Below are 14,240 nucleotides of genomic sequence, written 5' to 3' on the forward strand. Positions count from 1 at the left end.
AAGTAAATCCCCCTTATTAAGGGGGACTTCTGGAGTGGTTCGGCTCGGTTCCCCCCTTTCTAAGGGGGGCTAGGGGGGATCGAAGGGTCTTAAAACATGCCCTAGGGTGTGGCCGCTTTTGTGAGGGTTTTACCGCAGACATTGAATTTTAGTTACCCTTGTACTGTTACGTGCAAGGGTCAGACAATTCTGAGTTACGATCAATCAGGTTTTTCTTCAGTGCTCCCCGGTGGGGCGAATGGTTAACGCGGCATGCCTCCTACGAAACTGACCGATTCTGACAAGCAAAAAATTCTGGCACTGTATCGCCAGTCAGACGAAACCACCACCTCCCTGGCTCAGCAATTCAGCGTCAGTACCTCTACAATTAGCCGCATTCTGAAGCAAAGCCTGTCGGAAGCCGAATATGACGCGCTGATTCAGAAAAAGCGAGCCGCAGGCAGCAGCAAGTCTGAAGCTGAGAACGCCACCGACGTATCCACTGCCGCTTCTACGGCGGTGGCCCTGGAATCAGAAGAAGATCCGCAGCCTCCCCAGCCAGACGTGTTTAGCGCTGTGCCCCAAGCCGTGCCCGAAGCCGTGGAGCCGGATGCGGACGAGATGGACGCAGCCGAACCAGACTCCGCACGCCGGGATGGTCGCCGCCAGCGCCGCCGTTCTGGGAGCGTTCCCCCCGAACCCAGCAAGCCATCCACAGTTGCGCCGCCCAAACTGGCTAAAAAGAAGCGGATTGATGAAGATGGGGCGATCGCCTCTGTTGAATCGGCCTTCGCTGCGGATGCTGAGCTTGTGGAGGAGGATTCGGCGGAACCTGTCGTCGCTGAGCTAGAGGCAGTTGAGCGCGACATTCTGAAGCATGAAGGCGTTTTCACGGATATTGACGAAGAAGATGACGACGACCTGGATGATGAAGACCTGACAGACGACCTCGACGACGACCTGGATGACGGTCTGGACGATGAAGATGACGGCTCCTTGCTCGACGCAGCCGTTGAGCTGGACGACCTGACGGGCGGACTGCACAGCAATATACCGCTGCATATTGCGCCGCTCTCGGAAGCCAAACTGCCCAAGTCCTGCTATCTAGTGGTCGATCGCACGTCGGATTTAGTGACTCGGCCGCTCAAGGACTTTGCGGGGCTGGGGCTAATTCCCGACGACCAAGAAGAAGAGCGGACGCTGCCTGTGTTTGATAATCATCGGGTGGCCAAGCGCTATGTGCGGAGGATGCAGCGCGTGGTCAAGATTCCCGACGGTCAGGTGTTTTTGAAGGCGAGTCCCTATTTGCAGGCGAAGGGCATCACGCGTCTGCTGATCGATGGGCGGGTATATTCACTCTAGGCAGAGGTCTAGCTGAGGGGATGTCTGGCTAAGCAGTCTGGCTAGGCGGTCTGGCTAGGCGGATACTTGGGCGATCGCCCGGTGTTCTGCTACCAGGCGAGGCTATTCGTCCTCAAACGGATCGCCCTCGTCCAAGCTGCGGGCACTGGAAGCGCGATCGCCCGGTAGCACCAGCGCCGCGCCCAGCATCCCTGCCGACGCGCTAAACCCCAGCAGCAGCCCGATGGGAATCGGCACCGTCCTGCCTGTCAAAAAGCGGAGTTCGACAGGGGTCGCGTTTTGCACCGAAAGCAGGGCGATCGCACTCACCCACAGCGCAACAATCGAGGAAACCAGGACGTTTAGCATGGCGGCAAGCAGGCAAAAGACCGAAGGCTGAAATCCAAAACCCAAAATCCAAAATCTAAAACCCCAAAGCTGGCTCAGGGTGAAGCAGGCGTGCAGGCCTCATTCAAGCAGATGACCAGTACCGACTGGATGGTCGCATCTTCTCGAAACTGCTGCGTTTCGTTGTATTCCGCTATGGGCGAGGGATAAATGCCCGCTGTTTCGCTGTTGCCATTGCCCGTGCCAAAGGACAGGTTGGTGGCGGGATGCTGGGCAAACCGGACGTATTCCCGCGATTCGTTCTGCGTATTATACGACAGGGTGGCATCGCCATAGATCTGCTCTGCTTGAGCGATCGCCGTACCGGGGCCCACGCCGCGATCGGTGCGGTAGCTGGGGTTATCGGTCAGCACGCCCTGCACCACGTCATCATCGCCAAAGCTCTCGCCCGCCAGGTACAGCACATAAAACAGTGGCTTGCCATTCTGGGACACGGCGATCGCATCGAAATCGACGATAAAAGGCGACTGAACTTCAAACGTGGCATTGGGCAGCGCTTGCTTGAGTTCTCCCAGCGTTATGCCCAGCTTCGCCGGGCCGATACCCTCGGCTGAAATCACAAACAGCGACGGATCGGTTGGCGCTGGGGCAGAAGCCGTGGGGCTGGGCGCGGGAGCAGAAGGCGCAGGCGAGCCTGGGCCAGCCGTTGGCGACGCGCTAGGATAGGACGAAGGCGGCTGGGCATCGTTGCATCCGACCAGCCCCGCCAATCCGCCCAGCAGCAAGCTCCCCAGCAGCAGTTGTCTTGTGGATTGTTTCATCAACCGACTTATCAACCGACCCATTGCTTTCTCCTTCTGAATCCCACGCCGACTCCGTGACGACCTCAGCATAGCGTTTGTACCAGAGCGTCGGCTTCCGGTTGTGCCGGAAGACGCAATCACCGGACAAAGATTGCTACACCTGTTTTAGCAAGCTGTCCTGATTTTGCCCTGACTTTGCTTGATCTGGCGGTACGGGCTATTTAGGCAAATTGAAGGCGGCAACCGGATTAAGCCATCGCGTGATGGTGCGCTTGAGCTGAATGAAATCTCGGTTTAGCCCCTGCTGCATAAACTGTCCGAGGGCATCCAGCGGCGTAAAGGTTGCACCGGGCTGCCATTTCAAATCTTGACCCATTGGTGTTAGGTGGTTGCCGCCCAGCGTATGCAGCGTGGTCATGCCTGGAAAACGGCGAGTGAGAACGTCCGAGAGCGATCGCGTCTGGTCGATATCATCCATTGCAAAGCGAATCAGCAGATTGCGCCGCACCTGATACTGCCGCTCGATCAGCGTGTAGGTTTCTGTCGGCGATGGCGTAAATTCTACATTCAGCAGCGGCGCAAACTGGGGCGGAATCTGGGAAGAAAACTGGGTCGAAAACTGCGACATTTGATCCAGAAACGGAATCGATCGCCGCGCTGGATAATTGTTAAACGACAGAAAAACGTTGCCTGCTCGCTCTTGCGACGAGCGGCTGCCGATCAGCAGATGCAGCTTGCAGCCCATGCTGTGGCCCAAACCATAGAGCGGCACGTAGCTGCGACGAAACACACGCTCCAGCAAATATTCCTCAGCCCGGAGGAACGATCGCAACACCTGGCGGGCGATCGCCTCATGGTCAAACGTGTTGACAAAGGGCGTGGCAACAACGGCATAGCCCTGCTCTGCTAGATGCTCTAGTAGCGAGCGATAGGTGACCTGCGGAGCCGCCGCCACAAACGCCCCGCCCAAAAAATGAATCATCGCTGTCGGGCTTTCTGGCACCACCAGCCAATTTCCGCCCAGTTCTCGCCATTCCATAGGTAAAGAAGGGTGAAGCTCTCTCTCATGGTAGACGATGTGGCAGCGGGTGGGGGGATAGGAAAGGGATCAGTAACTTTATCTCTCGATCCCCTGCTTGCTCTCTATCCCCCGCTTGGCTTAAATAGCCTGCAACAAAAACACCAGCCCCACGCCTGCGATCGCCAGTCCAGGCAGGGTCAGCGCTCTAGCCCGTTCGGATGTGCGGCGCAGCAAGCGATCGCCCAGCCATCCTGCTCCCAAGGCGATCGCCGCCTGGATCAGCGTGAAACCCAGCAGATAGGCGGATAGGGGCGACGGCGTTGCACCAATGATTGACTCGCCGTAGGCATAGCCGTGGAATACACCTGCCAAAACTCCAAAGGCGATCGCCCCACCCAGAGGTAGTGTCTTTTGCAGCCCCAGCCCCAGCCCGATCAGGAACACCGACAGCGCAATGGCAATTTCAACGGCGGGCAAATCCACTGAATTCAGGTGTAGGGTCGTGCCGCCCAGCGCTGCTAGCAAGAAGCTGATAGGAAACAGCAGTCCCCAGCCTTGCTTTGCCGCCAGTAGCCCAATCGCCACCACAAACGCAAAGTGATCTAGCCCAATGACGGGATGGGCCAAGCCAGACAAAAACCCTTCCAAAAAGGTTTTGGGCGTTTCGCCTCCCAAGGCGTGGTGCGCTAGGGCTGGTTCAGCACAGAGCGCCATTCCTGCTAGCAAGAGCAGTGCGCCGCTGCGCCAGCCCGCGCCAGGTTTGCTGGCCAGGACGGTTCGCCGATCGCGCGCTCTGGGCGATTTCGGGAATTTCCGGGTTCTGGTGATGCTTGCCTTCATGTCTGTACCTCGCAGAGTCTAAATTGGCAAAATGGCGCATCGGCGGGCATCCTGACTGGTCGGGCGGGGTGTCTTGCCCAACTTCACAGTTGCGGGACAGCGGCAGACTTGCACTGCACTTTCCCCAATCGGCGCGATCGCCAATCTCCAAAGGCTGTTCCCCTTTGAGAGCCGATGAGCGACTGAAATCATAGCACCGTTTGCAGGAGCAAACACGCAGAGTCACGAATGTTCAAGGAGCCAAACGCTTTGAGACACTCCAAAATCATCAATCCAAAATCATCAATCCAAAATCTAAAATTCAGTCTGCAACCGGGACGATCGCCCCCTGCTGTGCCATTGACCGAGACAACGCTTCGAGGATGGTGATTAGCTCCGTGCCAACTTCGCCCGACGACAGGCTGGAGGGGCGATCGCCCCGCACACAGTCCACAAAATGTTCGCAGGCGCGGCGCAGTGGCTCTTCGCGGGAAACGGCGATCGCCCGTCGCTCTTGGGTCGTGGGCAAGAATTGTCTGTCTTGCTGCATCAGCGCTCCAGTTTGCAGCACCAGCGAATCGGTCGCCATTTCGTCAAAAATTAGCGAGGCGCGATCGCCCACCATGCTCAGCCGCCGCTGTCGGTCGGGATTGAGCCAGCATACCTGCAGCGTCGCCTGAAATCCGCTGGGATAAAACAATCGCGCCCAGACTAGATCAGATACTCCCGATCCTCCCGATCCTCCCGATTGCACTGCCGTTTTTGCCTGGTTTGTTTCCTGGGCGATTGCCCCAAGCTGTGGGGTTAGCGCAGGCTGCAACCAAACCGTTCCCCAGGCTTGCCCCTGCACGGGTCGCTCTTCCAGCCAGTGGTTAAAAATGGCAATGTCGTGAATTGCCAGATCCCATAGCGCATCGACATCGGAGCGCACTGGGCCGAGGTGCGTCCGGCTGCTGCTGCCATAGCGCACCTGCCCAAGTAGCCCTCGCTGAACGAGCGATCGCCCCGCTTGCACGGCTGGGTGAAACAAGTAGGTGTGATCTACCACCAACCGCCGTCCTTGCGCTGCCGCCAGTTGGCACAGTTCTCGCCCCTCGGCAGCGCAGAGCGCCAGGGGCTTTTCTACAAATCCGTGTAGCCCCCAATTCAGCGCGGTTCGCAGGAGTGCTGCATGGGTGCTGGCGGGTGTGGCGATCGCCACGGCATCTACCCCATCCAGATCGAGCGCGGCTGCCCAATCTGTAAGGGCAAGAACAGCGGGCGTGCGATGTGCTAGCCCAAGCTGGTTCACCGCAGTTTGCAGGCGGGTGGTGCTGGGATCGGCGATCGCCACCACGCGCACCCCCGGCAGCGCCAAAAAATTTCGCAGCAGATGCATTCCCCACCGCCCCAGCCCCAAAATCACAATGCCCACTGACGGTGAATCCTGGGCTGCGTCTACGTTGCTCACATTTTTCGCTCACATTATTTTGCTTACACTTTTTGCTTACACTTTTTGCTCAAACTTTTTGCTCGCATTTATCCTGAATTTTCGGGTCTGAATTTTCGGGACTGGCTAAGGCATTGATCCATCTCGCCTGCTATTTTCCGCCAATTTATTTGCTCATTGGCTAATGATTCACCTAATTTGCCAATTTAGCCTGCTCACTCTGAAAACTCGCATCCTCCGATCCGTCTTAGTTCCGTCTTAGTATCGTCCTCTGTCAATGTTGTGGAGCGATGACCCCCGCCAACCCACTTTTTTCGGCTTTGAGCCACAATAGGGAAGTTGGGATGAGCCGACGGGCTGTATCCTGATGAAATCTATTGCTGAGTTGACAGAAGTAGGTGCCATGAGCCGCCGTCGTCAAACCCCCTGGCTGCATCGCCAGTCTCGCAAGGTTATTGGAGCGATCGCCCTACTGGGTGCGCTAAACACTGCCTATCTCACCGCGACTCGGCTGTTTGGTGGAGAGGCAGCCTGCCCCACCAGCGGCTGTCAACAGGTGCTTTCTAGCCCCTACGCCACGCTGTTTGGGCAACCGTTGGCGCTGTTTGGGCTGCTGGCCTATCTAGGCATGGCGGCGTTTGCCTTTGCGCCGCTACTGGTCAATCCTGACCAAAACAAAACCCTGCGAACCAGTTTAGACAACACGACTTGGTTGCTGCTGTTTGCAGGCTCCACCGCCATGCTGGTGTTCAGCGGCTACCTGATGTACATCATGTTTTCCGAGTTCGTGGTGCCCTTCGGCGCAGCGGGCATCTGCGTCTATTGCATTGCATCGGCGCTGTTTGCCCTGGCTATGTTCTTGCTAACGATGTTTGGGCGAGCCTGGGAAGATGTCGGACAGCTTATTTTTTCCGGGATCTTGGTCGGCGCGGTGGTGCTAGTAGGTTCTCTAGGTTGGCACAACATCATTAAAACGCCGCCCAGTGAGGCTGTGAACGGGCCATCCGTGCCGCCTGTAACTACCGTTTCGGGGCAGGCAGAGGTTGAGTTGGCTCGCCACCTGAAGCGTATTGGCGCGAAGATGTTTGGTGCTTACTGGTGCCCGCATTGCCACGATCAGAAGCAGCTCTTCGGTCAGCCTGCCGCGGCTGAGATTCCTTACATCGAATGTGCGCCAGACGGAGCGAACTCCCAGACTGCCTTGTGTCGCGCCACGCCGCAGGTGACGGGCTATCCTACCTGGGAAATCAACGGACAGTTTTACTCTGGCACCCAAACGCTGGAGCAACTGGCCAAGGCTTCTGGCTATCAGGGCCCGACCAACTTCCAGATTTCTCCGTAGGGGCGCTGTCCTAATTTCGAATTTGGATTTTGGATTTGCGATTTTGGATTGCTAGCCGAGCCTGTCGGGGTTTTCTAGCAGTTTCATTCGTAGCACCACTCAGGAGAATTGATATTCAAGGGCCGGTTTGCAAGGGCTGATTTTAAGGCTGAGCATCTGCCCCCTTTAGTCCTCCTTAGGGGCGAAAGGGGGGAGTTTTTATCGTGTTCCTCTGGACGTGTTCCTCTGGAACTGTACCTCTGAAACCCTGTACTGTTAGTCCCCCACGCCTGCCCCTTTGCCCTGCCAGCGCGACAGTATTTTTTCTAGCTCAATCCAAACAAAGAGCAGCAGGCTGAATCCAAGACAAATCAGCAGTTCCAGGGGGCTGAGGATTTGGGTGCCAAAGAAGTTTCGCAGCGGCTCGACGTAGATCAGCGCTAGTTGCAGCAGGCTGGTAAAGACGACGGAGGTGAGGACGTAGGGATTGGAGAAGGGGTTGAGTTCTAGGGTTAGGCGGGTGTTGGATCGAATAGCTAGGGCATGACCCATCTGGGCCAGGCACAGCGTAGTGAAGACCATTGTCTTCCAGCGATCGGGGTCGCCGGGGATGGTTTGGGCAAGGTGATAGCCGACGACCATTTGGGCGATCGCAATGATAGACAGCACCACGCCGATGCGGATCATGTAGGTGCCCAATCCTCGTGCAAAAATGCTCTCTTTGGGATCGTGGGGCGGGCGACTCATGACGTTGGGTTCCGCAGGTTCTACTGCCAGCGCCAGGGCGGGCAGTCCATCGGTGACCAAGTTCATCCAAAGGATTTGCAGGGGCGTGAGGGGCACGCCGCCAAAGGCAAACAGCGGCGATGCGGCAATGGTAATCACTTCGCCGATATTGGAACCCAGGATGTATTTGATAAAGCGGCGAATGTTAGTGTACACCACGCGCCCTTCTTCCACCGCAGAGACGATGGTGGCGAAGTTATCGTCCAACAGCACCATGTCGCTGGCTTCTTTGCTGACATCGGTGCCCGTGATGCCCATTGCAATGCCGATATCGGCCCGCTTCAGCGCGGGGGCATCGTTCACGCCATCGCCCGTCATGGCGACGATGTGGTGCCGCCGCTGAAGCGCCTGCACGATTTTCAGCTTATGCTCTGGGGCCACGCGGGCATAGACGCTGACCCGCTCGACGTGGGCTTCCAGTTCTTCTGGGGTGCAGTGTTCCAGATCGGGCCCGGTCAGCACTTCATCGCCGGGTTGGGCAATGCCCAGGTCTTCGGCGATCGCCCGTGCAGTGAGCTGGTGGTCGCCTGTAATCATGACAGGGCGAATTCCGGCGGAGCGACAGCGGGCCACGGCCTCGCGTGCTTCGGGGCGGGGCGCGTCTAGCATGTCCACCAGTCCCAGCCAGATCAGCCCTTGCTCGGTTTCCTCGGCGCTGTCTTCGGCGGGCAGTGCTTCTAGGGGACGGGCGGCAAACCCCAGCACCCGTAGTCCTTTGCTTGCCAGGTGATTGTTTTGCTGCAAGATTTGCTGACGGCGATCGCCGCTGAGTGGCTCCACGGTGCCTTTGACATACACAAACTGGCAGCGCTCCAGCACCAGTTCTGGAGAGCCTTTGCAAAACAGGAGTAGGGAGGAGGATGGTAGGAGCAGCGGGGCGATCGCACCCATTGCATCCGTGATCCTTCCACCCCCTTCCTGTTTGACCATGACGCTCATGCGCTTGCGCTCGGAGGTGAAGGGAAACTCACCCAGGCGCGTCCAGGCATAGCTCAACTGATGGCGATCGAGGCCAGCTTTGGTGGCAGCCACTAGCAGTGCGCCCTCGGTGGGGTCGCCTAGGATGCACCAGTCGCCGTTTTCCTTTTGCAGCGCAGCGTCGTTGCAGAGAAGGCCGGCCGTCAGCAGGGCGATCGCCTCTGGGTGGTGCCGAGTGTCAATCGGCTGCCCGTTTAGCAAAAACTCGCCCTCCGGCGTATAGGCGTGGCCGGTGACGCTGAGGGAGCAGGAGTGTTGGTGAATTCCCTGAACCACCATCTTGTTTTGGGTCAGGGTCCCCGTTTTGTCGGAGCAGATCGTGGTGACAGAGCCGAGGGTTTCTACCGCAGGCAGCTTGCGGATCAGGGCATGGCGGCGCACCATCCGCTGGGTTCCTAGCGCCAGCGTTACCGTAATCACGGCGGGCAAGCCCTCTGGCACAACGGCCACTGCCATGCTCAGCGACACCTCCACCAGTTCCCGCAGCTTGCCCCATCCGGCCACCAGCAGCCCTAAGACAACGACCACCGCCACCAGCGACAGGGACCCCGTGACCAACGCCTGACTGAGCTGATCCATCCGCTGCTGCAAGGGCGTTGGCTCTGCCTCGACAGATTGCAGCAGGGTGGCAATTTTGCCGAGTTCGGTGCCCATGCCGGTTTGGGTGACGATGGCCACGCCGCGCCCCTGCACAACGTCGGTTCCCTGATACACGCAATTGAGGCGATCGCCCAAGGGAGTATCTTCTGACAGGTCTGCGGCGACCCGCTTGCTGACGGCCTGCGCCTCGCCCGTCAGCGCTGCCTCCCGCACTTGCAGGCTGGCTTCCTCCAACAAGCGACCGTCCGCCGCCACCTGCACGCCTGCCTCCAGCAGCATGATGTCCCCTGGCACCAGTTCCCCAGCGCTCACCTCCTGCACGCGCCCATCGCGCACTACGCGCACCCGCGGCGAGGCCATATTTTTCAGGGCGGCTAGCGCTTTTTCAGCACGACTTTCTTGCACATAGCCCAGCAAGCCATTCAGAAACACGATCGCCAAAATCGCCACGGTGTCTTTGAACGGAATGTCGTTGGACTTGACCCGTCCTGCCTGCATGTCCATTAGATCCATCACGCCGGAAATGATCGCCACCGCAATCAGCATGATCAGCATGATGTTTTTGAACTGATCCAGCAAGATTGCCCAGTTGCTCCGGCCGCCTGTGTCTTCCAATTCGTTTGGGCCAAATTGGCGCTGGCGTTCGGCGACTTGCTCCGACGTGAGGCCCAACTGGCGATCGCTCTGCAACTGCTCCAAAACCTTTTCAGCAGGCAGCAGATGCCAGCGGGTGGCAGGAGAGACAGAGCCAGTGTCAGAAATAGTCATTTAGGTTTAGAGTTTGATAAAACCGAACTTTTAAGGCAGGGTAAACGCTGCGAACCTGCCTCGAATGAGGTTGCAATCTGCCAGCCAATCTGTTAGGGATTTCAGGCAAAGATTTCAGCCAAAGATTTTAGAAACTGAACACCGCTCGCAGCATTTGTGCAAGCGGTGTATCAACATCCAGGGTAGGTCTCTGGAGCGGGAATTGAGTATGGGAAAGGCGTTAAGTTTTCAAACAAAAAGGATGCCAAAAATCAAGTTTTGCTACGCAATCGAAACCTTCCAGACGGAATCCAAGCGGAACGTCATCAGGAACGCCTCAAAGTAACTTCTCAGCGGAGTTATGGTTGAGGGACAGAACGGGGCGATCGCCCTCCTGTGGAAAGATATAGTAGCGCTTCGTAGGCCCAGTGGTCGGGTGGCACATCGGAAAAGGGCAGCACAGGACGCTGAGTGTCGATCTGTCCAATGGAGTCTTGTCCAATGGCATCCGAATGAGCATCGCTGGACGGAGCGGGCACGGGGGTCAGCGGTTGCAATGCTGGAAAGCCCTGCGGGTCAGAAATTGCTGGAGACGCTGGGCTAAGCTCAATCTGGACGGGAATCGAAGCAGACGGCTGGCGATTTTGGGCCTGCTCTTGGGCCTGGGCAAGCGGGACAAAACTAGCCCATGCAGCTAGGCTAGAAGCGATTGATACACCCGCCCAGGTTGCCGCCGCAGCAAAACGGAAATGTTTTGGAAACGGGCGATCGCCAGCAAGCGGGTTCATAGCAGCTTGATCTACCAACTGATTTACCATTGGCTTCACCATACGCTGTCCTTTCTGTCTCAATTTCTTCTGTCTCAGCTTCAGACACGGAATCCTCTTAATCGTATCTTGTCCAACTTATGACTGTGGGATCTATTGCCATGTCAACGCCTCCCAAAACCCTCCTCATTACGGGCATCAGCGGTTTTTTGGGATGGCATATCTACCAGGCGACCCGCGCCAGTTGGACGGTCTACGGCACGTACCAAACCCGGCCCGTGTCCTTTGCCGATGCGAACACGCTGGCGCTGGATCTCACGGACTGTGCTGCCCTCCAGCAGGCATTCCAGGAGATTCGCCCGGATGCAGTGATCCACACAGCCGCCCTGTCTCAGCCCAACGCCTGCCAAACCCAGCCCGAATTGTCCCGCCAGATTAACGTCCTCGCCAGCCTAAACCTGGCTAGCCTCTGCGCCGATGCGGGCATTCCCTTTGCCTTCACCTCCACCGATCTGGTGTTCGACGGACACCACGCGCCCTACCGCGAGGCCGATCCGGTCTGTCCCATCAGCCTTTATGGGGAGCAAAAGGCAGAAGCCGAAGCCGGAATCCTGAGCCGCTATCCAAAGGCTGCCGTTTGCCGGATGCCGCTGATGTTTGGCGCTGCGCCCACGGCCCCTAGCTTCTTGCAGCCGTTTTTGCAGAAGCTGCGCGATGGTGAGGCGCTGCGCCTGTTTACCGACGAGTTTCGCACGCCCATCAGCGGCCGCGATGCAGCAAAGGGACTGCTGATGGCGCTCGACAAGGTTCAAGGTCTGGTTCACCTGGGCGGGCCAGAGCGGCTGTCTCGCTATGAATTTGGGCTACGGATGGCGGCGGCGTTTGGTCTTTCCCCTGACTTGATCAGCCCTTGCAAGCAGGCGGATGTGCCCATGCCCGCCCCGCGCCCGCCGGATGTGTCGATGGATAGCAGCTACGCCTTTAGCCTGGGCTATGCGCCGGGGGGCGTGCTGGAGGAGTTGCGGGCGTTGGCTTAGGGTGGTTCTACTACTCCATGACTCGAATTGCGGCGGCGCTCATGCCGGATAGGGTGAAGGTCGCCTGGCCGTCGGGCTGAACGGTGATGGGCATGGCGCAGGTGGCGGGGTTGGACGCACTGGGCTGGAGCAGGTCGCAGTAGCGGCCGGGGGGCAGGCTGGTTTGAAAGGTGTGGGTGAGGGGCTGGGATTCTCGGTTGATCACCACAAAGGCGCGATCGCCCCGCCCAAAGGCAATCTGGTTTTGCCCGTTGCTCCACCAGTCCACCAGGGGCGCATCGCCGGCCGCGTTGCGAAACTGCACCATTTGCACCAGGGGCGATCGCCGATGTTCGCAGATCCAGCCGTCGGCGCAGGTTGCAGCGTTGGGGCTGAGGGGCGATCGCGTGTTGCCTTTGGCATCGGCGGGGGGCCCTTGGTCGCCATCTGAAAAGTCGTAGCTCGACATCACCAGCGGCTTGCCGTAGGGATGGGCCAACATGAACACATTGGCCAGGTCGTAGAGCGGGCCGTCCTTGTAAGTGAGGTAGTTGCCGCCGCCCCCGTGACCCCGCTGCTTGTCGTGGTTGTCGATGAAGACCACAGCCTTTTCGCTAGGGACAAATCCCCAGCCCTCGCCCAATGTTTCTAGCTGCGCCAGGGTTTGCCCGTCGAGTCCGGCAAACTTTTCGCTCACGACTCGTCCATACTCAAACTCGAACACGTCGCCAGAGGCATAGTATTCGCCCTTTTTCACGGCTTCGGTGCCGGGGTCGATCACTTCCTGATAAATGAAGAGATCAGCCAGGGTCTTGCCCGCTTTCTGTTCTGCCAAGACCTGCTCAAGCTGGGTCAGAATGCCATCCAGGTCGCGGGCATTGATGTGTTTAGCAGCGTCGATCCGAAAGCCGTCGATGCCCAAACTGACCAAATCGGCGAGGTATTCTGCGAGCCGCCGCTGCACGTAGGGCGTGCTGGTTTTCAAATCAGCCAACCCCACCAATTCGCAGCCCGTCACCTCGTCGTGGTTCTGGTAGCTCTCGATGTTGCGGCGACAGTCGTTGAAGTCTTGTGGCTGGTAGATGCCGGGATAGTCGTATTTGGTAAAGACTGACCCGGCGCTGCCGATGCCCTGCTCGACCCCGGCCATGTGGTTGATCACCGCATCGGCGTAGACCTTGACCCCGGCCGCATGGCAGCGGCGAATCATGGATGCAAGCTGAGCGCGATCGCCACTGCGACTTTCCAGCCGATAGCTGACGGGCTGATAGCGCTGCCACCAGGGAAAGCCCCGCTCAGGTAAGACGACGTGTTCCTGGGGGGGCGAAATTTGCACGGCGGCGTAGCCGTTTGGGCCCAAAACCGTTTCGCATTCCTGGGCAATATCGTCCCAGCGCCACTCAAACAAATGCACCATCACCGCCTGGGACGGGCGTGATTTGATCATCTCTGCATCTTCGACCGCAGCGGCTCGGCCTGTGGGGCGGGCGCAACCCGTCATTAACAGTGCAGTCAGCGCGAGTAGAGAGGCACTAAGGGTAAACGGATGTCGCATTTTGAAATGAGCGTGTGCAAAACAAACGAATTTAGTAAAAAGGTCGAGATGCTTGATGGATATGCCCTCAGAGTGCCCAAAAAGCGGGCATTTTTCCCGCAATAAGAATCTCAGCAAGAATTCCAGCAAAAATTCCAGCTTCATGTTCAATCTGCCCTAGCCATCCCCATTCTGCCCTGTTGGCCAGTGGGCTGTCTGTTTCATAGATTCGGTCAGGGGGTTACTCAGAAAGCAGAAAAAGCCACACGCTGGAGGGCGGCGGCCTGGGGTTGGATAGTGCTGAATATTGACTGCTAGATATTTACAGATGTGGGGATAGGCGCTGGATCTCTGCTGGATCTCTACTTGATCTTTACTGGATCTCAGTGCTACCTCAATCTACATATATCCAAGTATTCTACACCCAAATATTTTTGAGGCTCTGGCTAAACTGAATCAGCCGCTTGGTCGTCCATTCTTCGTCGCTGGTTTTGGGCGGAACGGTGCGCGGTTCGACCGCATCCATCGACAGACCTTGGGATAAATTTTGCCCTAAATTGAGCAGTTGCTCTGCGGTGGGCAGAGATGTACGGCGCTTGCGGCGAAACCCTCGAATTGTCATCGTAAACCTTCCTCTGTGGCAGCACCCTTGACGGCACTTTTGGTGGCACTTTTATTCAGTGATGAATAAGTGAGAAGCAGCGGCGATCGCCCAAATCCCTTTCCCTAGCCTTTTAACCAAGGCGCGGAA

Annotated in this window: 12 protein-coding genes and 1 riboswitch; of the genes, 3 read left to right on the forward strand and 9 right to left on the reverse strand. The window is 57.7% G+C overall.

Features of this window, described 5'->3' with window-relative positions; all coding sequences use genetic code 11:
* Positions 1–252: 252 nt before the first annotated feature.
* Positions 253–1,341, forward strand: a complete 1,089-nt coding sequence (locus HPC62_RS06010; RefSeq protein ID WP_172354201.1) for a hypothetical protein — start codon at positions 253–255, stop codon at positions 1,339–1,341.
* 102 nt (positions 1,342–1,443) lie between these two features.
* Here HPC62_RS06010 and HPC62_RS06015 read toward each other — a convergent pair whose 3' ends face one another.
* The 5 genes from HPC62_RS06015 to HPC62_RS06035 all read right to left on the reverse strand — a co-directional run bounded on the left by HPC62_RS06015 (position 1,444) and on the right by HPC62_RS06035 (position 5,761).
* Positions 1,444–1,689, reverse strand: a complete 246-nt coding sequence (locus HPC62_RS06015) for a LapA family protein (RefSeq protein ID WP_172354202.1) — start codon at positions 1,687–1,689, stop codon at positions 1,444–1,446.
* Positions 1,690–1,763: 74 nt separating this feature from the next.
* Positions 1,764–2,513 (reverse strand): hypothetical protein, encoded by a 750-nt coding sequence (locus HPC62_RS23030; RefSeq protein ID WP_216655331.1) that lies wholly within the window; start codon positions 2,511–2,513, stop codon positions 1,764–1,766.
* Positions 2,514–2,688: 175 nt separating this feature from the next.
* On the reverse strand, positions 2,689–3,510 hold the full coding sequence (locus tag HPC62_RS06025; protein WP_172354203.1) for a DUF1350 family protein: 822 nt from the start codon (positions 3,508–3,510) through the stop codon (positions 2,689–2,691).
* A 120-nt stretch (positions 3,511–3,630) separates the two neighbouring features.
* On the reverse strand, positions 3,631–4,332 hold the full coding sequence (locus tag HPC62_RS06030; RefSeq protein WP_172354204.1) for a HupE/UreJ family protein: 702 nt from the start codon (positions 4,330–4,332) through the stop codon (positions 3,631–3,633).
* 24 nt (positions 4,333–4,356) lie between these two features.
* Positions 4,357–4,523: riboswitch (cobalamin riboswitch) on the reverse strand.
* 110 nt (positions 4,524–4,633) lie between these two features.
* Positions 4,634–5,761: a Gfo/Idh/MocA family protein gene (locus HPC62_RS06035; protein WP_225910610.1), complete on the reverse strand. Its 1,128-nt coding sequence runs from the start codon at positions 5,759–5,761 to the stop codon at positions 4,634–4,636.
* Positions 5,762–6,143: 382 nt separating this feature from the next.
* Between HPC62_RS06035 and HPC62_RS06040 the strand changes: the two genes are divergently transcribed.
* Positions 6,144–7,082: a vitamin K epoxide reductase family protein gene (locus tag HPC62_RS06040; protein ID WP_172354205.1), complete on the forward strand. Its 939-nt coding sequence runs from the start codon at positions 6,144–6,146 to the stop codon at positions 7,080–7,082.
* Positions 7,083–7,337: 255 nt separating this feature from the next.
* Here the strand turns inward: HPC62_RS06040 and HPC62_RS06045 are convergent, their stop codons facing one another.
* Entirely contained in the window at positions 7,338–10,193 is a 2,856-nt protein-coding gene (locus HPC62_RS06045) for a cation-translocating P-type ATPase (protein ID WP_172354206.1), read from the reverse strand.
* 338 nt (positions 10,194–10,531) lie between these two features.
* Positions 10,532–10,960, reverse strand: a complete 429-nt coding sequence (locus tag HPC62_RS06050; protein WP_172354207.1) for a hypothetical protein — start codon at positions 10,958–10,960, stop codon at positions 10,532–10,534.
* Positions 10,961–11,100: 140 nt separating this feature from the next.
* Between HPC62_RS06050 and HPC62_RS06055 the strand changes: the two genes are divergently transcribed.
* Positions 11,101–11,976 (forward strand): SDR family oxidoreductase, encoded by an 876-nt coding sequence (locus HPC62_RS06055; RefSeq protein ID WP_172354208.1) that lies wholly within the window; start codon positions 11,101–11,103, stop codon positions 11,974–11,976.
* Between the two features lie 10 nt (positions 11,977–11,986).
* Here HPC62_RS06055 and HPC62_RS06060 read toward each other — a convergent pair whose 3' ends face one another.
* Positions 11,987–13,456: an alpha-amylase gene (locus tag HPC62_RS06060; protein WP_225906752.1), complete on the reverse strand. Its 1,470-nt coding sequence runs from the start codon at positions 13,454–13,456 to the stop codon at positions 11,987–11,989.
* 451 nt (positions 13,457–13,907) lie between these two features.
* Positions 13,908–14,111, reverse strand: a complete 204-nt coding sequence (locus tag HPC62_RS06065; RefSeq protein WP_172354210.1) for a hypothetical protein — start codon at positions 14,109–14,111, stop codon at positions 13,908–13,910.
* Positions 14,112–14,240: the final 129 nt, after the last annotated feature.

It is taken from the genome of Thermoleptolyngbya sichuanensis A183, assembly GCF_013177315.1.
GTDB classification, from domain to species: domain Bacteria; phylum Cyanobacteriota; class Cyanobacteriia; order Elainellales; family Elainellaceae; genus Thermoleptolyngbya; species Thermoleptolyngbya sichuanensis.